This window comes from Pseudomonas sp. BLCC-B112 (genome assembly GCF_028550695.1).
GTDB classification, from domain to species: domain Bacteria; phylum Pseudomonadota; class Gammaproteobacteria; order Pseudomonadales; family Pseudomonadaceae; genus Aquipseudomonas; species Aquipseudomonas danubii.
Map to the genome: position 1 here is coordinate 226,727 of NZ_JAQQGK010000009.1, position 18,948 is coordinate 245,674.

General features: G+C 61.5%; 19 protein-coding genes. 2 read left to right on the forward strand and 17 right to left on the reverse strand.

Annotation, left to right across the window (positions count from 1 at the left end; all coding sequences use genetic code 11):
• Positions 1-9: 9 nt before the first annotated feature.
• Both PQT43_RS23595 and fnr read right to left on the reverse strand, forming a co-directional pair.
• Positions 10-558 carry an adenine phosphoribosyltransferase gene (locus PQT43_RS23595; protein WP_102863808.1) on the reverse strand — a complete coding sequence of 183 codons (549 nt, stop codon included), beginning with the start codon at positions 556-558 and terminating at the stop codon, positions 10-12.
• A gap of 81 nt (positions 559-639) precedes the next feature.
• The gene (gene fnr, locus PQT43_RS23600) at positions 640-1,374 is read right to left on the reverse strand and encodes a fumarate/nitrate reduction transcriptional regulator Fnr (RefSeq protein ID WP_102863807.1); all 735 of its coding nucleotides are present in this window, start codon (positions 1,372-1,374) and stop codon (positions 640-642) included.
• 153 nt (positions 1,375-1,527) lie between these two features.
• Here fnr and PQT43_RS23605 point away from each other — a divergent pair, with 153 nt between their 5' ends.
• The gene (locus PQT43_RS23605; RefSeq protein ID WP_272754748.1) at positions 1,528-2,007 is read left to right on the forward strand and encodes a hypothetical protein; all 480 of its coding nucleotides are present in this window, start codon (positions 1,528-1,530) and stop codon (positions 2,005-2,007) included.
• On the opposite strand, the gene hemN is transcribed toward PQT43_RS23605, so the two are convergent.
• The 14 genes from hemN to ccoN (PQT43_RS23675) form a co-directional block, all read right to left on the reverse strand.
• Positions 2,004-3,386 (reverse strand): oxygen-independent coproporphyrinogen III oxidase, encoded by a 1,383-nt coding sequence (gene hemN, locus PQT43_RS23610; RefSeq protein WP_102879004.1) that lies wholly within the window; start codon positions 3,384-3,386, stop codon positions 2,004-2,006. The two genes, PQT43_RS23605 and hemN, sit on opposite strands and share 4 nt — an antisense overlap.
• 148 nt (positions 3,387-3,534) lie before the next feature.
• The gene (locus PQT43_RS23615; RefSeq protein ID WP_102863804.1) at positions 3,535-4,218 is read right to left on the reverse strand and encodes a sulfite exporter TauE/SafE family protein; all 684 of its coding nucleotides are present in this window, start codon (positions 4,216-4,218) and stop codon (positions 3,535-3,537) included.
• Positions 4,211-4,441 (reverse strand): cbb3-type cytochrome oxidase assembly protein CcoS, encoded by a 231-nt coding sequence (ccoS, locus tag PQT43_RS23620; protein WP_102863803.1) that lies wholly within the window; start codon positions 4,439-4,441, stop codon positions 4,211-4,213. Before ccoS ends, PQT43_RS23615 begins: the two co-directional genes overlap by 8 nt.
• 21 nt (positions 4,442-4,462) lie before the next feature.
• Entirely contained in the window at positions 4,463-6,913 is a 2,451-nt protein-coding gene (locus PQT43_RS23625; protein ID WP_102879005.1) for a heavy metal translocating P-type ATPase, read from the reverse strand.
• Positions 6,914-7,013: 100 nt separating this feature from the next.
• Complete coding sequence (locus PQT43_RS23630; RefSeq protein ID WP_102863801.1) at positions 7,014-7,550, reverse strand: FixH family protein; 537 nt, start codon at positions 7,548-7,550, stop codon at positions 7,014-7,016.
• Between the two features lie 18 nt (positions 7,551-7,568).
• On the reverse strand, positions 7,569-8,984 hold the full coding sequence (ccoG, locus tag PQT43_RS23635; RefSeq protein ID WP_267269677.1) for a cytochrome c oxidase accessory protein CcoG: 1,416 nt from the start codon (positions 8,982-8,984) through the stop codon (positions 7,569-7,571).
• A 393-nt stretch (positions 8,985-9,377) separates the two neighbouring features.
• A complete protein-coding gene (gene ccoP, locus PQT43_RS23640) occupies positions 9,378-10,355 on the reverse strand; it encodes a cytochrome-c oxidase, cbb3-type subunit III (protein ID WP_102863799.1) in 978 nt (325 codons plus the stop codon).
• Positions 10,352-10,537 (reverse strand): CcoQ/FixQ family Cbb3-type cytochrome c oxidase assembly chaperone, encoded by a 186-nt coding sequence (locus PQT43_RS23645; protein WP_011060239.1) that lies wholly within the window; start codon positions 10,535-10,537, stop codon positions 10,352-10,354. The genes ccoP (PQT43_RS23640) and PQT43_RS23645 overlap by 4 nt, the downstream gene beginning before the upstream one ends.
• Positions 10,538-10,542: 5 nt before the next feature.
• Complete coding sequence (gene ccoO, locus PQT43_RS23650) at positions 10,543-11,151, reverse strand: cytochrome-c oxidase, cbb3-type subunit II (RefSeq protein ID WP_102863798.1); 609 nt, start codon at positions 11,149-11,151, stop codon at positions 10,543-10,545.
• Complete coding sequence (gene ccoN, locus PQT43_RS23655) at positions 11,151-12,593, reverse strand: cytochrome-c oxidase, cbb3-type subunit I (protein ID WP_102863797.1); 1,443 nt, start codon at positions 12,591-12,593, stop codon at positions 11,151-11,153. The genes ccoO (PQT43_RS23650) and ccoN (PQT43_RS23655) overlap by 1 nt, the downstream gene beginning before the upstream one ends.
• A 496-nt stretch (positions 12,594-13,089) precedes the next feature.
• Positions 13,090-14,037 carry a cytochrome-c oxidase, cbb3-type subunit III gene (gene ccoP / locus PQT43_RS23660; protein ID WP_102863796.1) on the reverse strand — a complete coding sequence of 316 codons (948 nt, stop codon included), beginning with the start codon at positions 14,035-14,037 and terminating at the stop codon, positions 13,090-13,092.
• Positions 14,034-14,264, reverse strand: a complete 231-nt coding sequence (locus tag PQT43_RS23665; protein ID WP_016967269.1) for a cbb3-type cytochrome oxidase subunit 3 — start codon at positions 14,262-14,264, stop codon at positions 14,034-14,036. Before PQT43_RS23665 ends, ccoP (PQT43_RS23660) begins: the two co-directional genes overlap by 4 nt.
• A 3-nt stretch (positions 14,265-14,267) precedes the next feature.
• Entirely contained in the window at positions 14,268-14,876 is a 609-nt protein-coding gene (ccoO, locus tag PQT43_RS23670) for a cytochrome-c oxidase, cbb3-type subunit II (protein WP_102863795.1), read from the reverse strand.
• Between the two features lie 10 nt (positions 14,877-14,886).
• Positions 14,887-16,311 carry a cytochrome-c oxidase, cbb3-type subunit I gene (gene ccoN, locus PQT43_RS23675; protein WP_110596940.1) on the reverse strand — a complete coding sequence of 475 codons (1,425 nt, stop codon included), beginning with the start codon at positions 16,309-16,311 and terminating at the stop codon, positions 14,887-14,889.
• Between the two features lie 99 nt (positions 16,312-16,410).
• Here ccoN (PQT43_RS23675) and PQT43_RS23680 point away from each other — a divergent pair, with 99 nt between their 5' ends.
• Complete coding sequence (locus PQT43_RS23680) at positions 16,411-17,106, forward strand: alpha/beta family hydrolase (RefSeq protein ID WP_102879008.1); 696 nt, start codon at positions 16,411-16,413, stop codon at positions 17,104-17,106.
• Between the two features lie 172 nt (positions 17,107-17,278).
• Here PQT43_RS23680 and PQT43_RS23685 read toward each other — a convergent pair whose 3' ends face one another.
• Positions 17,279-18,844, reverse strand: coding sequence for a methyl-accepting chemotaxis protein (locus tag PQT43_RS23685; RefSeq protein WP_102863792.1), 1,566 nt, complete (start codon positions 18,842-18,844; stop codon positions 17,279-17,281).
• Positions 18,845-18,948: the final 104 nt, after the last annotated feature.

The window sequence follows — 18,948 nt, forward strand, 5'->3', positions numbered from 1 at the left end:
GGGTGGATCCTAGCGCTCAGTCAGCGAGAACTGCGTCAGGCAGAAGGTTGGGATGCCCATGTCTTCCAGTTTCTGCGAGCCGCCCAGCTCCGGCAGGTCGATGATGGCGGCGGCCTCGTAGATCTTCGCCCCCATGCGCCGTACCAGATTGGCCGCGGCGATCAGGGTACCGCCGGTGGCGATCAGGTCATCGAACATCAGTACTGAATCGCCTTCGCACAGACTGTCGGCGTGGACTTCGAGAAAGGCTTCGCCGTATTCGGTCTGATAGCCCTCGGCGAGCACGTCCGCAGGCAGCTTGCCCTGTTTGCGAAACAGGATCAGCGGCTTATTCAGTTGGTAGGCGATGATCGAGCCGATCAGGAAGCCCCGGGCATCCATGGCACCGATGTGGCTGAAGTCTTCTTCGACATAACGCTGGGCGAAACTGTCGGCCACCAGGCGCAAGGCCCTGGGAGACTGGAACAGAGGGGTAATGTCGCGGAAGATCACGCCCGGTTTCGGGAAGTCGATGACAGGGCGGATCAGGGATTTGATGTCGAAGGAATCGAAGGCCATCTTCAGGTGTCCTGGCGGGCAAATAGGCCGCGCCAGTATACCCGCGACCGAGCGGCTTGGCTCAGTCGCAAGTGCTGTGGTTCAGCCGTCTACCGAGCCGCCGGCCAGGGCGCAGAGCTGGATCGGATCGAGGATGTGCACTTCCTTGCCTTCAGCGGCAATCAGTTCGTTCTGCTGGAAACGGGTGAACACCCGGGATACGGTTTCCACCGCCAGGCCCAGGTAGTTGCCAATTTCGTTGCGCGACATGCTCAAGCGGAACTGGTTGGCCGAGAAGCCCCGTGCGCGGAAACGTGCGGAGAGGTTGACCAGGAAGGTAGCGATGCGCTCGTCTGCGGTCTTTTTCGACAGCAGCAGCATCATCTGCTGATCGTCACGGATTTCACGGCTCATGACCCGCATTAACTGGCGGCGCAGTTGCGGCAGTTGCAGAGCCAGTTCGTCAAGGCGTTCGAAGGGAATCTCGCACACCGAGGTGGTTTCCAGGGCTTGTGCCGAAACCGGATGGCTTTCGGTATCCATGCCGGACAGCCCCACCAGCTCGCTGGGGAGGTGGAAGCCGGTGATCTGTTCTTCGCCACCGTCACTGAGGCTGAAGGTTTTCAGGGCACCTGAACGCACGGCGTACACCGAGTCGAAGCCGTCACCCTGACGGAACAGGAATTCGCCTTTTTTCAATGGGCGGCCACGTTTGACGATTTCGTCCAGCGCGTCCATGTCTTCCAAATTCAAGGAAAGTGGCAGGCACAGAGGGGCCAGGCTGCAATCCTTGCAATGGGCCTGGTTATGAGCGCGCAGTTTAACTGGCTCGGACATTCTAGAATCCTTGTGGGAAAACACACATAAGCCGTAAGGGTAACTCACGGGAGGAGGTTCCGGCCAGTCCGTGCCGTATTGATTGTTAGTCGTAAAGCATTCCTTTTATGAGTCGATAACCAGTTAACAAAGTTAACTTGGAGAGCTGCAACTATGTCCTCTGTTGGCGGTATTACTAATGGCAGCAACAACTTGCAGCTACTTTCCGATACCTCGAAAGGCAGTGATGACGATGAACTAAGGAACTCTCCTTTAGTTGCTGAATCGGTGATCGGAGAGGGCGTCAAAGTGTCGCTGTCGGGTGTTGGATTGCAGAAATCCTCCAGTGCTGCGGGCGATGACCGTGACATCGAGGAAAGCGGCCTGCCCGAAAATATTCAACAACTCCTCAAAATGATCAGAAAATTGCAACAACAGATTGCCGAAAAGCTTGCCCGGCTTCAGGCAGTCATGGCCGACAAACACCTGAGCCCTGAAGAGGCCAAGGCGAAGGTTGGCAGCTTGCAGTCTGCCCTGGCGAGCCTGAACAGCGGTTTGCTGACCGCCAATGCCTCCCTGGCCAAGGCGATGAAAGAGGCAGGTCTGAGCCCCGAGCAGGTGATGAAGGCCGCTTCCCTGATCATGAAGTCCTAGATCACCCGGGAAAAACGCTGGCGATTCTGTTGGCCCAGGTATGCATCGAAGATCATGCACACCGAGCGCACCAACAGGCGTCCTGCTGGAAGTACGGTAATCGCCTCGGCGCTGAGTTGAATCAGGCCATCGTCGGCCATCTCCTGCAGATCCGGCCATAGTTCGTTGAAGTAGCCACGAAAGTCGATATTGAATGCCTTTTCTATATCTTCGAACTTAAGACTAAAGTTGCAGATCAGTTGTTGAATAACTTCACGGCGCAGACGGTCGTCGGTGTTGCATACCAAGCCACGACTAGTGGCCAGTTGTGCACCCGCCAAAGCATTTTGATACTGGGTCAAGTCACTGCTGTTCTGGCAGTAGAGATCCCCGATCTGACTGATGGCCGATACTCCCAGCCCAATCAAGTCGCAATGACCATGTGTGGTGTAACCCTGGAAGTTGCGTTGCAGGGTCGACTCCTCCTGGGCGATTGCCAACTCGTCATCGGGCAGGGCGAAATGGTCCATGCCGATGTAGCGATAACCAGCTGCGGTCAGTTGCTCGATGGTGCGTTGCAGCATTTCCAGTTTCTCTGCCGGAGCCGGCAGCTCATTGCCATTGATCCGCCGTTGCGGCATGAAGCGCTCGGGCAGATGGGCATAGTTGAAGACTGAGAGGCGATCCGGTTGCAGGCTGATCACTTCTTCCACGGTGCGGGCGAAGTGCTCTGGTGTCTGCTTGGGCAGGCCGTAGATCAGGTCGATGTTGATGGAGCGAAATTGCAGGGTGCGGGCCGCTTCGATCACGGCCCGTGTTTCCTCCAGGCTCTGCAGGCGATTGACCGCCCGTTGTACCGCCGGGTCCAGATCCTGCAGGCCAATGCTGACCCGATTGAAGCCCAGCTCCCGCAGCAGGCCCATGGTGGACCAGTCGGCTTCCCGGGGGTCGATCTCGATACCGTAGTCCCCGGAGTCATCGTCCAGCAGGTTGAAGTGCTTGCGCAGCAGCGCCATCAGTTGGCGCAGCTCATCGTGATTGAGAAAGGTCGGGGTGCCGCCGCCGAAGTGCAACTGCTCGACCCGCTGGTTGGGCGCCAGGTGGCAGGCGATCAGTTGCATCTCCTGTTCCAGGCGTTGCAGGTAGGGCAGGGCGCGGCTGCGATCCTTGGTGATGACCTTGTTGCAGGCGCAGTAGTAGCAGATGTTGGCGCAGAACGGGATGTGCACGTACAGCGACAACGGACGCTGGGCCTTGCGGCTGTCGCGCAGGGCGTGCAGCAGATCGAAGGCGCCGACCTGGCTGTTGAATTGCACCGCGGTCGGGTATGAGGTGTAGCGTGGTCCCGCCAGGTCATAGCGGCGGATCAGATCTGTGTCCCAACGAATGGCGTCGAGCATGCGGGAATTCCCCCGGATAGGCTGGCAGTGTTCGCGAGTCTAGGGGGTTAGGGCTACGGCCATCTTGATTTGTATCAAGGGTGTTCGGGAGCCGCTGAGGTAGCGCCGACGGGGCGTGCAAGCCCTGTAGCCGGGCACTTTCCTGGGATCAGTGGCCCATCAGCCAGTGCTGGTGAGGACCGGGCAGGGTCCAGATGCCGAACAGCATGACCAGCAGCCCTCCGGCCATGCGCACGCTGCGACGGCGCAGCAGGGCGGTGACCCGTTCTGCCGCGAGGCCCGTGGCCAATAGCACAGGCCAGGTGCCGAGGCCGAATGCCAGCATCAGCAGAGCGCTGTCCAGAGCGTTGCCCTGGCTCGCCGACCACAGCAGGGTGCTGTACACCAAGCCGCAAGGCAGCCAGCCCCAGAGCGCACCCAGGAGCAGTGCACGAGGCAGGCTGGAAACTGGCAGCAGGCGGTTGGCGACAGGCTGGATATGCCGCCACAGGCCCCGTCCAAGGCCTTCGATGCGGGTCAGGCCGCTCCACCAGCCGGCCAGGTACAGACCCATGGCGATCAACAGCAAGCCAGCCAGTACCCGCATGAACAGCGCCACTGGGCTGCTGGCCACGGCCCAGCCAGCCAGGCCCAGCAGTAGGCCGGCCAGGGCATAACTGAGGATGCGCCCCAGGTTGTAGGCCAGTAGCAGGCGGAAACGCCGGCTGCGTTGCTCCTGGGGAATGGCCAGGGTCAGAGCGCCCATCAGGCCGCCACACATGCCCAGGCAATGCCCTCCACCCAGCAAGCCAAGGATCACCGCCGAAACCAATAGGGGAGCCAGCTCAAGCATGAGGTGGTTCCGCTTTCTTGACCGGCTCGGCGTCGTTGCCTGGCTGGCCCTTGGCTTCGTCCACCGCTGCGGTGTGGCTAGGGTCTTGATCGTCGAACAGGATGCTGTGGGCCGGGCCGTCGAGGTCGTCGTACTGACCGCTGTCGACGGCCCAGAAGAAGATATAGATGGCGATGGCCACGATCAGCAGGGCGGCCGGAATCATCACATATAGAGCTGGCATCTGGACTCCAGGCCCGGCGGCTCAGGCCGGCAACAGGCGGGTTTCGGGGGCGCCGGCGCTGTCGGCTGACCGCGGCATGCGGGTCAGGCGCAGGGCATTGAGCACCACGGTCAGGGAACTGATGGACATGCCGATTGCAGCCCAGACCGGAGTGATCCAGCCCAGGGCAGCGAACGGCAGCATCAGGCCATTGTACAGCCCGGCCCAAAGCAGGTTCTCGATGATTACCCGGCGGGTCCGGCGGGCCAGGCTGAAGGCCTGCACCAGTGCGTCCAGGCGGTTGGACAGGAGCACTGCATCGGCGCTGGTCTTGGCCAGGTCGGTGGCCGAACCCATGGCCACGCTGATGTCGGCGGCGGCCAGCACCGGCACATCGTTGACCCCGTCGCCGAGCATCAGCACTTTGCGGCCCTGTTGATGCAGCTGTTGCAGTACCTGCAGCTTGTCATCCGGGCGCAGGCCACCACGGGCCTCGTCGATCTGCAGTTCGGCTGCGACGCTGGCCACCATCGGTGAGCTGTCCCCGGACAGTAGCAGGGTATGCCAGCCGCGAGCCTTGCAAGCGGCCAGGAGGGCTGGGGCGTCGCTGCGCAGCCGGTCATCGAGCACCAGCCAGGCGAGGGCGCCCTGGCTGTCACCCAACAACAGCCACTGGCCGGCTTCATCGGGCATCGCGGGCACCGGGCAACCGCTGAGTTCGCAGACGAATGCCGGCTGGCCGATGCGCAAGCGCTGTGTGCCCACCAGGCCTTCCAGGCCCAGCCCCGGGCTGCTGGTGACCTCTTCGGCCGCCACTGGAGCACGGCCAAAAGCCCGGGCAATAGGGTGCTCGGAGCGGTTCTCCAGGGCGGCCGCGAGGCTCAGGCAGTCATCGCTGGACAGCGGCCCCAAGGGGCGAATGGCGCGCAGTGCCAGGCGTCCTTCGGTGAGGGTGCCGGTCTTGTCGAAAATCACCGTGTCGATCTGGTTCAGGCCTTCGAGCACATGGCCGCGGGTCAACAGCAGACCGAGCTTGTGCAGAGTGCCGGTGGCGGCGGTCAGGGCCGTTGGGGTGGCCAGGGACAGCGCGCAAGGGCAGGTGGCAACCAGCATGGCCAGGACGATCCAGAAGGCGCGCGAGGCATCCAGTTGCCACCACAGCAGGCCGATGGCCGCTGCAGCGATCAATGAAAACAGCAGGAACCACTGGGCCGCGCGGTCGGCGACCTCCGCGAGCCGCGGTTTCTCTGCCTGAGCCCGATCCAGCAGGCGGACGATGGCGGACAGCCGGGTGTCCTGGCCCAGGGCCTGAACCTCCACCGTCAGCGCGCCTTCGACGTTCAGGGTGCCGGCAGTGACGCTATCTCCCAGGCTGCGTGGTTGCGGCAGGTACTCGCCGGTGAGCAGGGATTCGTCGATGCTCGACTGGCCGTCGAGGATCTTGCCATCGGCCGGCAGCACCGCGCCGGGATGCACCAGTACCCGGTCGCCCAGGCGCAGTTCGGTGAGCAGGATGCGTTCACTCTGGCCGTCCTGGCCCAGGCGCAGGCAGGAGGCAGGCAACAGGTTGACCAACTGCGCTGTGGCCGCCGCGGTGCGTTCCCGGGCCCGACGTTCCAGGTAGCGGCCGGCGAGAAGGAACAGCGCGAACATGCCCACAGCGTCGAAGTACAGTTCGCCGACACCGCTGATGGCGGTCCAGATTCCCGCCAGGTAGGCCCCGCCAATGGCCAGGGACACCGAGACATCCATGGTCAGGTGACGGGTGCGCAAGTCGCGCATGGCGCCCTTGAAGAAAGGTGCGCAGCTGTAGAACACGATGGGAGTGGTGAGGAACAGTGCGACCCAGCGCAGGATGGTGTGCAACTCCGGGCTCAGGTCGATATTGAATTCCGGCCAGGTGGCCATGGTCGCCATCATGGCCTGGAACCACAGCAGTCCGGCGACCCCCAGTTGGCGCAGGGCCAGGCGGTTTTCGCTGGCCAGTTGCTCGGAGGCGCGGTCCGGCTGGTAGGGGTGGGCGGCGTAGCCGATGTGCCGCAGTTCGCTGAGAACCTGGCTCAGGGGCAGTTGGCTATCGGCCCAGCGCACATGCAGGCGGTGGTTGGAAAGGTTGAGGCGGGCCTCGACCACTGCTGGCAGGCTGCGCAGGTGTTTTTCGATCAGCCAGCCACAGGCGGCGCAACTGATGCCTTCCATGAGCAGAGTGGTTTCCGCCAGCTCGCCTTCGTGGCGGACAAAGGGCTGTTGCACGTCGGCGCGGTCGTACAGTGCCAATTCGTCCAGCAACTGCACAGGCAAGGCTTCGGGGTTGGCCGAGGCTTCACTGCGGTGGCTGTAGTAATGCTCCAGGCCGCCAGCAACAATGGCTTCGGCCACCGCCTGGCAGCCCGGGCAGCAGAACTCCCGAGGCTCGCCGAGCACGACGGCGGTGAACCGGCTGCCAGTGGGAACCGGCAGGGCGCAGTGGTAGCAGGGCAGTGGCGTGGTCATCGGCGGTCTTTGTGGTCGGGAAAAAACTCATCGCCGGCCAGTCGCCTGCAACCCGGGTGACGGGGAGGGCGGCGGGCCGGCGATGGACGACAGGTGTTGTTCAGTTCAGGTCTTCCGCCCCTTGCAGCGGCTCATCGCCCAGCAGCAGGTCCTTGTCGTGGCTGACTTGTTCCTCTTCGAACATGCGCCAGGTCTTGTCGCCTTCGACTCCCAGCAGCTCGACGAAGCGCCGGCCTTCGACCTGATCGCTCAGCTGGCCAATGTAGCGACCTTGTTCGGTTTCGCTGCGGGTGAGGGCGATCTTGCGGTCTTTCTCGGGCTGGGTCGGCGAGATCAGGTTCAGCTCCAGGGTCTTGGGCTGGCTGTTGCCGCTCAGGCGCAGTTCCACTTCGCCGGTCAGTTCGTCGAGGTGCACGTTGGCGCGCATCTTCAGGGTCTGGGCCAGCAGTTCACGGTCCAGGGAGCGGTTGATGCCCTTGCCGGCCTCGTAGTAGTTGTCGTTGACCAGGTTGTCCGGGTTGTTCACGGCAATGGTCACCATGGACAGGGTCAGGGTCACCGAGCAGGCGAGGATGCCAATGATGATCCAGGGCCAGAGGTGTTTGTACCAGGGGCTGGTGGTGGTAGCTGCGGGCATGATCACTTCTCTTGGCTCTTAACGAATTTGTGGGCCGATGAACCGGCTCTTGGCTTCAACGTGGACGCTGTCATCGTCGGCATCCTTGAGGATGAACTTCACCTCGTTGGTGGTCGATGGCAGTTGCTCTGGAGCGATGGACAGTTCCACTGGCATGCTGACGATATCGCCGGCCTCCACGTGGATCTCACGCTTGCCTTGCAGCTTCAGGTCCGGCAGGCCAGCGGCATCGAGCACGTAGGTGTGGTCGCGCTGGTCCTTGTTCATGATCTTCAGGCTGTAGACGTTTTCGATCCGGCCTTCTGAGTTTTCGCGGTACAGCACCCGGTCCTTGCTGACATCGAAGCCCACCAGCGAGCGCATGAAGAACGCGGTGACCAGCAGGCTGATCATGGCCAGCAACACCAGGGCGTAACCGATCAGGCGCGGACGCAGTTTATGGGTTTTCTGTCCGGAGAGGTTGTGTTCGGTGGTGTAGCTGATGAGTCCGCGTGGGTACTCCATTTTGTCCATGATGCTGTCGCAGGCGTCGATACAGGCGGCGCAGCCGATGCATTCGATCTGCAGGCCATCTCGGATATCGATGCCGGTGGGGCAGACCTGGACGCACATGGTGCAATCGATGCAGTCGCCCAGACCCTGGGCCTTGTAGTCGGCGCCTTTCTTGCGTGGGCCACGGCTTTCGCCACGGCGCGGATCGTAGGACACGATCAGGGTGTCCTTGTCGAACATCACGCTCTGGAAGCGCGCATAGGGGCACATGTAGATGCACACTTGCTCGCGCAGCCAACCAGCGTTGCCGTAGGTGGCCAGGGTGAAGAAACCGACCCAGAAGTACGACCAGCCATCGGCCTGGCCCGTGAAGAACTCGATGACCAGTTCGCGGATGGGCGAGAAGTAGCCGACGAAGGTCATGCCGGTGACGAAGCCAATCAACAGCCAGAGGCTGTGCTTGCTGAGTTTGCGCAGGAACTTGTTGGTGCTCATGGGCGCCTTGTCCAGCTTGATACGCTGGTTGCGGTCGCCTTCGGTGACTTTCTCGCACCACATGAAAATCCAGGTCCAGACGCTCTGCGGGCAGGTGTAGCCGCACCAGACGCGTCCGGCATAGACGGTGATGAAGAACAGGCCGAAAGCGGCAATGATCAACAGGCCCGAGAGCAGGATGAAGTCCTGGGGCCAGAACGTGGCGCCAAAGATAAAGAATTTACGTTCCGGCAGGTTCCACCAGACAGCCTGGTGACCACCCCAGTTGAGCCACACGGTGCCGAAGTACAGCAGGAATAATCCGGCGCCGCCCAGCATGCGCAGATTGCGGAACAGGCCAGTGAAGGCGCGGGTGTAGATTTTTTCCCTGGAGGCGTAGAGGTCGACGCTGTTGGTCGCGTTTTTGGCAGGCGGGGTAACGTCTTGTACGGGAATCTGGTTGCTCATCATTGCATCCCACGGCAGTGGAAAAATGCCTCGGCCAGTACATGCCGGCCGGGGTCAAAAGGGGTGTTGCAGTGGCGCAATGATACGCCTGTAGCTCTAGCGCAAGGGTGCGACCTTTGGTCGCGTTGGGGGAAATCAACTGATGGTGTAATGACTTGAATCAATTGACTTATGAATTATGGACCTATTTGCAGGCGGCGCCGTTCAATTCTTCCAGGGAATGATCAGGCGGACTCCGCAGGCCTCAAAGTCCTCCTTGTTCTAGAAATGTTGCTACCGGGTTGCCGGGAAGGGTGATCCACCGTCGAGCACCAGCCGATGCAAGGCGCAAACAAAACGGCCCCGTCAATTTTCATTGGCGGGGCCGTTGAGTGTTGCTTTCAGGCGTCGGTCTTACTCGGCGTCGGCCTGCTTGTTGCCGTGGGACAGGCTGTAGACATAGGCCGCCAACAGGTGAACCTTGTCATTGCCTTGCAGTTGTTCCTGAGCAGGCATCACGCCCTGACGGCCATGACGAATGGTCTGCTGCAGTTGGGCGAAGCTCGAGCCGTAGATGAAGGCTGCCGGGTGAGTCAGGTTCGGGGCGCCCATGGCTGGTGTGCCTTTGCCTTCCGGACCGTGGCAGACCGCGCAGTTGGCGGCGAACAGCTTCTGACCATTGACCGGGTCGGCCTTGATGCCTTCCGGCAACTTGCGGCCGTCGAGGTTGGTCAGGACATAAGCGGCAACGTCACTGACGCCCTGTTCCTTGATCACGTCCACCCAGGCTGGCATCACCGCGTGGCGACCGCCCATGATGGAGGCCTTGATGGTTTCCGGCTCGCCGCCCCAACGCCAGTCGGCGTCAGTCAGGTTAGGGAAGCCATAGGCGCCCTTGGCGTCGGAACCGTGGCAGACCGAGCAGTTGGACGCGAACAGGCGACCGCCCATTTTCAGGGCTTGCGGGTCCTTGGCCACTTCTTCGATCGGCATGGCGGCGTACTTGGCGAAGATCGGGCCGAACTTGGCGTCCGACTTGGCCATTTCCTTTTCCCACTCATGCACACCGGTCCAGCCCGGCTGGCCGTTGGCAAACGGGGTCTGCTTCTCGTTATCGAGGTAGTTGTAGCCCGGCAGGACGCCTTTCCAGTTGCCCAGGCCCGGGTACAGCACCAGGTAACCCAGGGCGAAGACGATGGTGCCGACAAACAGCATGAACCACCACTGTGGCAGCGGGTTGTCGTACTCCTCGATCCCGTCGAAGGAGTGGCCGACCGTCTCGTCGGTCTGCTCGGTGCGCTGGCCCTTGCGGGTCGACAGCAGCAGCCAGGTCAGGGCGAAGATGGTACCCAGACTGAGGACTGTGACGTACAGACTCCAGAACGTAGTCATTCTTTGTTACTCCTAGAAGCTTGCTCGACGTGCTTGATGGCGTCGGGATCATCCGCGAACGGCAGCAAGGTCGCGTCTTCAAACTCGGACTTGCGCTTGGGGCTGAACACCCAGAGCGCCAAGCCGATGAAGGCCACCATCACAACAAGGGTGCCCAGGCCACGAATCATCCCGATATCCATCTAGATCACCGTTTGCTTTTGATGATGGTGCCCAGGCCTTGCAGATAGGCCACCAGCGCGTCCATTTCGGTTTTGCCCTTCACAGCATCCTGAGCGCCGGCGATGTCTTCGTCGGTGTAAGGGACGCCGAGTGTGCGCAAGACTTCCATTTTCTTCGCGGTGTCTTTGCCGTCGAGCTTGTTTTCTACGAGGAACGGATAAGCCGGCATCTTCGACTCGGGGACCACGTTGCGCGGGTTGTACAAGTGCGCACGCTGCCAGTCATCGGAGTAGCGGCCGCCGACACGGGCCAGGTCCGGGCCGGTACGCTTGGAACCCCACAGGAACGGGTGGTCCCAGACGCTTTCACCGGCCACCGAGTAGTGGCCATAGCGTTCGGTTTCAGCGCGGAACGGACGGATCATCTGCGAGTGGCAGCCGACACAGCCGTTGGCGATGTACACGTCGCGGCCTTCCAGTTCCAACGCTGTGCGCGGCTTCATGCCCTCCACCGGCTTGTTGGTAACGTCCTGGAAGAACAGCGGGACGATCTGGGTCAGGCCGCCGATGCTGACGGCGATGACCATGAAGAAGGCCAGTAGGCCAATGTTCTTCTCGACTACTTCGTGCTTCATCAGTGAGCTCCAACTACAGCGATCTGAGCGGCGGCTTCAGCTTCAGCCGGGTTCGAGGCGCGAACGGTGCGGAACACGTTGTACGCCATGATCAGCATGCCGGCGGCGAAGAACGCACCGCCCAGAGCGCGGACGATAAAGCCCGGGTGACTGGCTTGCAGCGCTTCGACGAAGGAGTAGGTGAGGGTGCCGTCATCGTTGATTGCACGCCACATCAGGCCCTGGGTAATGCCGTTGACCCACATCGAGGCGATGTAGAGCACGGTACCGATGGTGGCCAGCCAGAAGTGGGTGTTGATCAGGCCGGTGCTGTGCATCTGCTGACGACCGAAGACTTTCGGGATCAGGTGGTACAGGGCGCCGATGGAGATCATTGCTACCCAGCCCAGAGCGCCGGCGTGTACGTGGCCGATGGTCCAGTCGGTGTAGTGCGAGAGCGAGTTGACGGTCTTGATCGCCATCATCGGACCTTCGAAGGTCGACATGCCGTAGAACGCCAGGGACACCACCAAGAAGCGCAGGATCGGGTCGGTGCGCAGCTTATGCCAGGCACCCGACAGGGTCATCATGCCGTTGATCATGCCGCCCCAGCTGGGTGCCAGCAGGATGATCGACATGGCCATGCCCAGGGACTGGGCCCAATCCGGCAGTGCGGTGTAGTGCAGGTGGTGCGGACCGGCCCAGATGTACAGGGTGATCAGCGCCCAGAAGTGCACGATGGACAGGCGATAGGAGTAGATCGGACGCTCGGCCTGCTTGGGTACGAAGTAGTACATCATCCCCAGGAAACCGGTGGTCAGGAAGAAGCCCACGGCGTTGTGGCCGTACCACCACTGGATCATGGCGTCAGTCGCACCGGCATAGGCCGAATAGGACTTGAAGAAGCTGACCGGCAGGGAGGCGTGGTTGACGATGTGCAGCATCGCGGTCACCACGATGAAGGCACCGTAGAACCAGTTACCGACGTAGATGTGCTTGGTCTTGCGCTTGGTGATGGTGCCAAAGAACACCAGGCCATAGGTGACCCAGACGATCGCCAGCAGGATAGCCAGGGGCCATTCCAGTTCGGCGTATTCCTTGGTGGTGGTGTAACCCAGTGGCAGGGTCACGATCGCGCCGACGATCACCGCTTGCCAACCCCAGAAGGTGAAGGCCGCAAGGCTGTCGGAAATCAGTCGCGTCTGGCAGGTTCGCTGCACGACATAGTAAGAGGTGGCAAACAATGCACATCCACCGAAGGCGAAGATCACCAGGTTGGTGTGCAGCGGGCGCAGGCGTCCAAAGGTCGTCCATGGCAGATCGAAGTTCAACTCCGGCCAGACCAGTTGCGAGGCGATGAAGACACCGAGCCCCATGCCAAGGATCCCCCAGACCACCGTCATGATGGCGAACTGGCGGACTACCTTATAGTTATAAGCAGTCGGACTGATTGCTGTGCTCATTCTAAGGTTCCACGGTTTGGGTGTTTTATTAGGGATAAAAATCGGCCGCAAGTATGGAGAAAGCAGGGGGTCATTGCAACGCGCCATGACCTGGGTCAATGCGTTCCATGCCTGATTCTGCGGCCTTTCCCTATGCCGAGTAGGGACAAAAATTGCCCTCGGACAAAATGTCGCAGTGGACAAAAAACTTGGGGTGTCAGGTCAGTTGTAACCGGGTGTGTGGAAGTCCGCGGATCAGCTGACAGGTGGTAAGCCAGTCGACAGCCGGTATAAACCAGCCTTTGCGGCCTGTCATCGAGCGAAAGCTTCGAACGTCAAGGATACCGATGGCCTGTGACCGGTCATTGCCAGTCCACTTCGGGGCAAGCTTAGACCTGATTCGGATCAGTGCAAAGGCGGTGGGGGAGAGGGGTGCGACACTTGGTCGCAAAGAGGCAGGAGGGAAAGCTTCAAGCGGCAAGCTGCAAGTGAAATCTCGCAGCTTGCCGTTGATCTTTTACTGGTCGCTTTCAGCTTGTGGCTTGTTGCTGTTGTGGTGGGAGAGGCTGTACACGTAGGCGGCCAGCAGTTGCACCTTGTCGTTGCCGAGCAGTTCGCTCTGCGCCGGCATATGGCCCTGGCGACCGTGGCGGATGGTCTGCTGCAGTTGCGCCAGGCTGGTGCCGTAGATGAAACCGGCAGGCTGGGTCAGGTCGGGCGCGCCCATGATCTGAGTGCCCTTGCCGTCGGCGCCGTGACAGGCCACGCAGGTGGTGCTGAACGCTTGCTGCCCGGCCACCAGGTCGGCGTCGCTGTCCGCTGGCAGGGGCAGGCCGGCCAGTTCGTGACGGACATAAGCCGCTACGTTCTTCACGCCTGCTTCCTTGAGCACTTCACCCCAGGCCGGCATGGCCGCCATGCGGCCGCCCATGATGGTGGCCTTGATGGTGTCGGCGCTGCCGCCCCACCGCCAGTTGTCGTCCGCCAGGTTGGGGAAGCCGAAGGCACCCTTGGCGTCAGAGCCGTGGCACACCGAGCAGTTGGACGCGAACAGGCGCCCGCCCATCTTCAGTGCTTGTGGGTCCTTGGCCACTTCTTCCACGGGCATGGCTGCGAATTTGGCGAAGATCGGCCCAAATTTCACATCCGCCTTGGCCATTTCCTTTTCCCATTCCTTGGTCTGGGTCCAGCCGTCTTCATAGCCCGGCAGAATGCCTTTCCAGTTGCCCAGGCCCGGGTAGAGGATCAGGTAGCCCACGGAAAACACCAGGGTCCCGGCGAACAGCAGGAACCACCATTGCGGCAGGGGGTTGTCGTACTCCTCGATGCCATCGAAAGCGTGGCCCATGGTCTGGTCCACGCTGCCCTTGGTTTCACCCTTGCGGGTGCCGACCAGCAGCCAGGTCAGGCCGATCAGGCTGCCGATGGTCAGTACGCAGATCCACGTACTCCAGAAGGTGGTCATGGCCGAATGCTCCTTGTTGCAGGCTCTTGAGGTTGAGCGTCATCAGTTGTATTACCGGCCGGTGCCGCACCCGGCATCGGGTCGTCGGCGAAGGGCAGCAGGCGTGCCTGGGCAAACTCGGGATTGCGTTTTGAGTTGAACACCCAGATCGATAGACCGACGAAGGCGATCATCACCACCAGGGTCCCGAGCCCGCGGATCATGCCGCTATCGAGTTCAAAACCCATGGCTCACCTCTTGCTCTTGATCGCAGTGCCAAGCACTTGCAGGTAGGACACCAGGGCGTCCATCTCGGTCTTGCCCTTGAGCGAGGCGGTGGCCCCGGCGATGTCGTCGTCGGTGTAGGGCACGCCGAGGGTGCGCATGACCTTGAGCTTGGTTTCGGTGTGGCTGCTGTCCACCGCTGCTGTCACCAGCCACGGGTAGGCCGGCATCTTCGACTCGGGCACAACGTTGCGCGGGTTGTACAAGTGCGCACGGTGCCAGTCATCGGAGTAGCGGCCGCCGACACGGGCCAGGTCCGGACCGGTACGCTTGGAGCCCCACAGGAACGGGTGGTCCCAGACGCTTTCACCAGCCACCGAGTAGTGACCGTAACGTTCGGTTTCAGCGCGGAACGGACGGATCATCTGCGAGTGGCACTGTACGCAGCCTTCGCGGATGTAGATGTCACGGCCTTCCAGTTGCAGGGCGGTGTAGGGCTTCATGCCTTCCACCGGCTTGTTGGTGACGTCCTGGAAGAACAGCGGGACGATCTGGGTCAGACCGCCGATGCTCACCGCGAAGACCATCAGCAGCATCAGCAGGCCGACGTTTTTTTCAATCGTTTCGTGTTTCATGGCGGACTCCTCAGGCCATCTGCGCAGCGGCGTTGACTTCGGCTGGCACGGCGGCACGCACGGTGCGCCAGGTGTTGTAAGCCATCAGGAACATGCCGCTGAGGAAGATCGCACCACCGACCAGTCGCACGATGAAGCCTGGGTGGCTGGCCACCAGGGTTTCGACGAAGGAGTAGGTGAGGGTGCCGTCTTCGTTGACTGCACGCCACATCAGGCCCTGGGCGATACCGTTGACCCACATCGAGGCGATGTAGAGCACGGTTCCGATGGTGGCCAGCCAGAAGTGGGTGTTGATCAGGCCGACGCTGTACATCTGCTCGCGACCGAAGACTTTCGGGATCAGGTGGTACAGCGCGCCGATGGAGATCATCGCCACCCAGCCCAGAGCGCCGGCGTGAACGTGGCCGATGGTCCAGTCGGTGTAGTGGGACAGGGCGTTGACGGTCTTGATCGCCATCATCGGACCTTCGAAGGTCGACATGCCGTAGAACGCCAGGGACACCACCAAGAAGCGCAGGATCGGGTCGCTACGCAACTTATGCCAGGCACCCGAGAGGGTCATCATCCCGTTGATCATGCCGCCCCAGCTTGGCGCCAGCAGTACCAGGGACATCACCATCCCCAGGGACTGAGCCCAGTCCGGCAGTGCGGTGTAGTGCAGGTGGTGCGGACCGGCCCAGATGTACAGGGTGATCAGTGCCCAGAAGTGCACGATGGACAAGCGATAGGAATACACCGGACGCTCGGCCTGCTTGGGTACGAAGTAGTACATCATCCCCAGGAAGCCCGCGGTCAGGAAGAAGCCCACAGCGTTGTGGCCGTACCACCACTGCACCATCGCATCGGTCGCACCGGCATATACCGAGTAGGACTTGGTGAAGCTGACCGGCAGTTCCAGGTTGTTGACGATGTGCAGGATGGCCACGGTGATGATGAAGGAGCCGAAGAACCAGTTACCCACATAGATGTGTTTGGTCTTGCGCTGCATCACGGTGCCGAAGAACACAATGGCGTAGGCCACCCAGACAATGGTGATCAGGATATCGATCGGCCATTCCAGTTCGGCGTATTCCTTGGAGCTGGTGTAGCCCAGTGGCAGGCTGATAGCTGCCAAGAGGATGACCAGCTGCCAGCCCCAGAAGCAGAACGCGGCGATTTTCGGCGCGAACAACTGAGTCTGACAGGTGCGTTGCACCGAGTAGAACGAGCTGGCAAACAGTGCGCAGCCGCCAAAGGCGAAGATCACCGCGTTGGTGTGCAACGGACGTAGACGGCCGAAGCTGGTCCACGGTAGGTCGAAGTTGAGTTCAGGCCAGACCAACTGGGCAGCGAGAAAAACCCCGAGCCCCATGCCGACGATGCCCCACACCACCGTCATAATGGCGAATTGGCGGACCACCTTGTAGTTGTAGGCGGTACTGATAGAAGTGTTCATGGTTCCCCATCCACGGTTCAGCTGAAGTGAAAGCGACTGCGCACGGCAAGGCGCGCTCACTTCGTCTGGAGTTATAGGCAGACTAAAAGCGAGGCAAGCATGAGCAATGAGCACAAGGCCAGTATTGACGGGGATCAATGGGCGCAGTGCGTGCGGAAACGGGGCTGGTTATGGGAGGTCGCCGCTGTTGCCAGCCCGTTGCAGGCTCCGACCTTGATCCTGGCCCATGGTGCCGGCGCGCCGATGGACAGCGGCTTCATGAACGACATCGCTGTACGCCTTGCCGGGCATGGGGTGAACGTCTTGCGCTTCGAGTTTCCCTACATGGCCCAGCGGCGCCTGGATGGCGGCAAGCGCCCGCCCAACCCGGCACCCAAACTCCTGGAGTGCTGGCGCGAGGTGCATGCCTTGGTGCGACCTTATGTCACTGGGGTTCTGGCGGTGGGCGGCAAGTCCATGGGCGGACGCATGGCCAGTTTGCTGGCCGATGAATTGGCTGCCGATGCCCTGGTGTGCCTGGGCTATCCCTTCTATGCCGTTGGCAAGCCGGAAAAACCGCGAGTGGCGCACCTGGCCGAACTGGCGACGCCGAGCCTGATCGTGCAGGGCGAGCGTGACGCCCTGGGCAATCGCCAGGCGGTCGAAGCCTACTCACTGGCACCGAGTATCGAGCTGTATTGGCTGACGGCCGCTGATCACGATCTCAAGCCCCTGAAGGCCTCCGGTTGCACCCATGAGCAGCACCTGGAGTCAGCGGCGGCCAAGGTCGCTGCGTTCCTGCAAACACTGGCCTGATCCTGTAGGAGCGAGCTTGCTCGCGAAGCGCTCACCCGGCCCTCGAATGGGGATCGCGGCGTAGATCTGTCGCGAGCAAGCTCGCTCTTGCGGCTGTTGGGCGAGTTCGCAGGCATAAAAAACCGCAAGCCGGTGCTTGCGGTTTTTTTGTCGCCGGCCCGGGGGGGGGGGCTTAGCGGTTGAAACGCTCCACCAGCGAGTACTGGGTGTGGGCGGTTCGGGTCAGGGCTTCGCTGAGTTCGGCCGAGTGCTGGGCCTGCTCCGAAGTCTGGTCCGCCAGTTGCGCGATGGTGCTGATGTTGCGGCTGATCTCTTCGGCCACCGAGCTTTGCTCTTCGGTGGCGGCAGCGATCTGGGTGGTCATGTCGGTGATGTTGGCCACCGCTTCACTGATGCCCACCAGCGCCTGGTCGGCTTCCAGCACCCGCGCCACGCCTTCTTCGGCCTGACGGTGACCGGCGTCCATGGTTTGCACGGCGGTGGCGGCGGTTTGTTGCAGCTTGGCGATCAGGGTGTGGATCTGCCCGGTGGACTCGCTGGTGCGTTGCGCCAGCTGGCGCACTTCATCGGCGACCACGGCAAAGCCGCGGCCCATTTCCCCGGCGCGTGCCGCTTCGATGGCCGCGTTCAAGGCCAGCAGGTTGGTCTGGTCGGCGATGCCCTTGATCACATCCACCACGCCGCCGATCTCGTCGCTGTCCTTGGCCAGCTGGGTCACGGTCAGGCCGGTTTCGCCCACCACCACTGACAGGCGCTGGATGGCTTCGCGGGTTTCCCCGGCGATGTCCCGGCCACGGCCGGTAAGGCGATTGGCTTCCTGGGTGGCGTCGGCGGTGCGTTGTACGTGGCTGGCCACTTCCTGGGTAGTGGCGGCCATCTGGTTGACCGCAGTGGCCACCTGCTCGGTTTCGACCCGCTGACGCTCCAGGCCGCTGGAGCTGTTGTGGGCCAGGGTGTCGGACTGACGAGCCTGCTCGTTGAGGTGCTCGGCCGTGTCCTGCAGGCGGGTCAGGCAGGTCTTCAGGCGTGCTTCCTGGCTCAGGATCGACATTTCCAGACGTGCCTGGGCGCCGCGGCTGTCGGTGTACATCTGGGCGATCAGCGGGTCGGAGGTGGTCTGCTCGGCCAGGCGCAACAGGCGCTTGAGGCCGCGTTGCTGCCAGCTCAGGCCCAGCAGGCCCAGCGGCACCGAGAGCGCGGCAGCCAGGGCGAAGCCCCAATGGGAGTTGAGCCAGGCGCCGATCATGAAGCTCAGTTGGCTGACCAGAATGAAGGGCAGCCAGTCCTGTAGCACCGGTAGCCACTTGTCACGCTTGGGAATGGCCGACTTGCCGGAGTTGATACGCTGGTAAAGCGCTTCGGCGCGGCGCACTTGTTCGGCGGTGGGCTTGACCCGTACCGATTCGTAACCCACCACCTGGTTACCTTCGAACACCGGAGTCACGTAGGCGTTGACCCAGTAGTGGTCACCGGTCTTGCAGCGGTTCTTGACGATGCCCATCCATGGCAAGCCTTGTTTCAAGGTGCCCCACATGTGCGCGAACACTGCCGCTGGGACATCAGGGTGACGGACCAGGTTGTGCGGCGCGCGAACCAGTTCTTCACGGGAGAACCCACTGATCTCGACAAAGGCATCGTTGCAGTAGGTGATCACGCCTTTGGCGTCGGTGGTGGAAATCAACCGTTGTTGAGCCGGGAAGGTACGTTCGCGCTGAGTGACAGGCTGGTTATTACGCATGGTTTTTCAATCCGCAAGGCTTTGATGGGTTGTCGGCCGCTTCAGCCGATTATTGAAATTATTTTTCAATAATCGGCGCTGGGTCTCATTAGGCAGAAGCTGTC

What these genes read in the sequence shown, in the direction of transcription:
- ccoN (WP_110596940.1), bottom strand. Translation starts at nt 16,311, where the DNA reads ATGAACACTTCTATCAGTACCGCCTACAACTACAAGGTGGTCCGCCAA.
- PQT43_RS23645 (WP_011060239.1), bottom strand. Translation starts at nt 10,537, where the DNA reads ATGGATATCGGGATGATTCGTGGCCTGGGCACCCTTGTTGTGATGGTG.
- ccoP (WP_102863799.1), bottom strand. Translation starts at nt 10,355, where the DNA reads ATGACTACGTTCTGGAGTCTGTACGTCACAGTCCTCAGTCTGGGTACC.
- ccoP (WP_102863796.1), bottom strand. Translation starts at nt 14,037, where the DNA reads ATGACCACCTTCTGGAGTACGTGGATCTGCGTACTGACCATCGGCAGC.
- fnr (WP_102863807.1), bottom strand. Translation starts at nt 1,374, where the DNA reads ATGTCCGAGCCAGTTAAACTGCGCGCTCATAACCAGGCCCATTGCAAG.
- PQT43_RS23595 (WP_102863808.1), bottom strand. Translation starts at nt 558, where the DNA reads ATGGCCTTCGATTCCTTCGACATCAAATCCCTGATCCGCCCTGTCATC.
- hemN (WP_102879004.1), bottom strand. Translation starts at nt 3,386, where the DNA reads ATGCTCGACGCCATTCGTTGGGACACAGATCTGATCCGCCGCTATGAC.
- PQT43_RS23605 (WP_272754748.1), top strand. Translation starts at nt 1,528, where the DNA reads ATGTCCTCTGTTGGCGGTATTACTAATGGCAGCAACAACTTGCAGCTA.
- PQT43_RS23680 (WP_102879008.1), top strand. Translation starts at nt 16,411, where the DNA reads ATGAGCAATGAGCACAAGGCCAGTATTGACGGGGATCAATGGGCGCAG.
- PQT43_RS23625 (WP_102879005.1), bottom strand. Translation starts at nt 6,913, where the DNA reads ATGACCACGCCACTGCCCTGCTACCACTGCGCCCTGCCGGTTCCCACT.
- PQT43_RS23685 (WP_102863792.1), bottom strand. Translation starts at nt 18,844, where the DNA reads ATGCGTAATAACCAGCCTGTCACTCAGCGCGAACGTACCTTCCCGGCT.
- PQT43_RS23615 (WP_102863804.1), bottom strand. Translation starts at nt 4,218, where the DNA reads ATGCTTGAGCTGGCTCCCCTATTGGTTTCGGCGGTGATCCTTGGCTTG.
- ccoS (WP_102863803.1), bottom strand. Translation starts at nt 4,441, where the DNA reads ATGCCAGCTCTATATGTGATGATTCCGGCCGCCCTGCTGATCGTGGCC.
- ccoN (WP_102863797.1), bottom strand. Translation starts at nt 12,593, where the DNA reads ATGAGCACAGCAATCAGTCCGACTGCTTATAACTATAAGGTAGTCCGC.
- ccoO (WP_102863798.1), bottom strand. Translation starts at nt 11,151, where the DNA reads ATGAAGCACGAAGTAGTCGAGAAGAACATTGGCCTACTGGCCTTCTTC.
- ccoG (WP_267269677.1), bottom strand. Translation starts at nt 8,984, where the DNA reads ATGAGCAACCAGATTCCCGTACAAGACGTTACCCCGCCTGCCAAAAAC.
- ccoO (WP_102863795.1), bottom strand. Translation starts at nt 14,876, where the DNA reads ATGAAACACGAAACGATTGAAAAAAACGTCGGCCTGCTGATGCTGCTG.
- PQT43_RS23665 (WP_016967269.1), bottom strand. Translation starts at nt 14,264, where the DNA reads ATGGGTTTTGAACTCGATAGCGGCATGATCCGCGGGCTCGGGACCCTG.
- PQT43_RS23630 (WP_102863801.1), bottom strand. Translation starts at nt 7,550, where the DNA reads ATGCCCGCAGCTACCACCACCAGCCCCTGGTACAAACACCTCTGGCCC.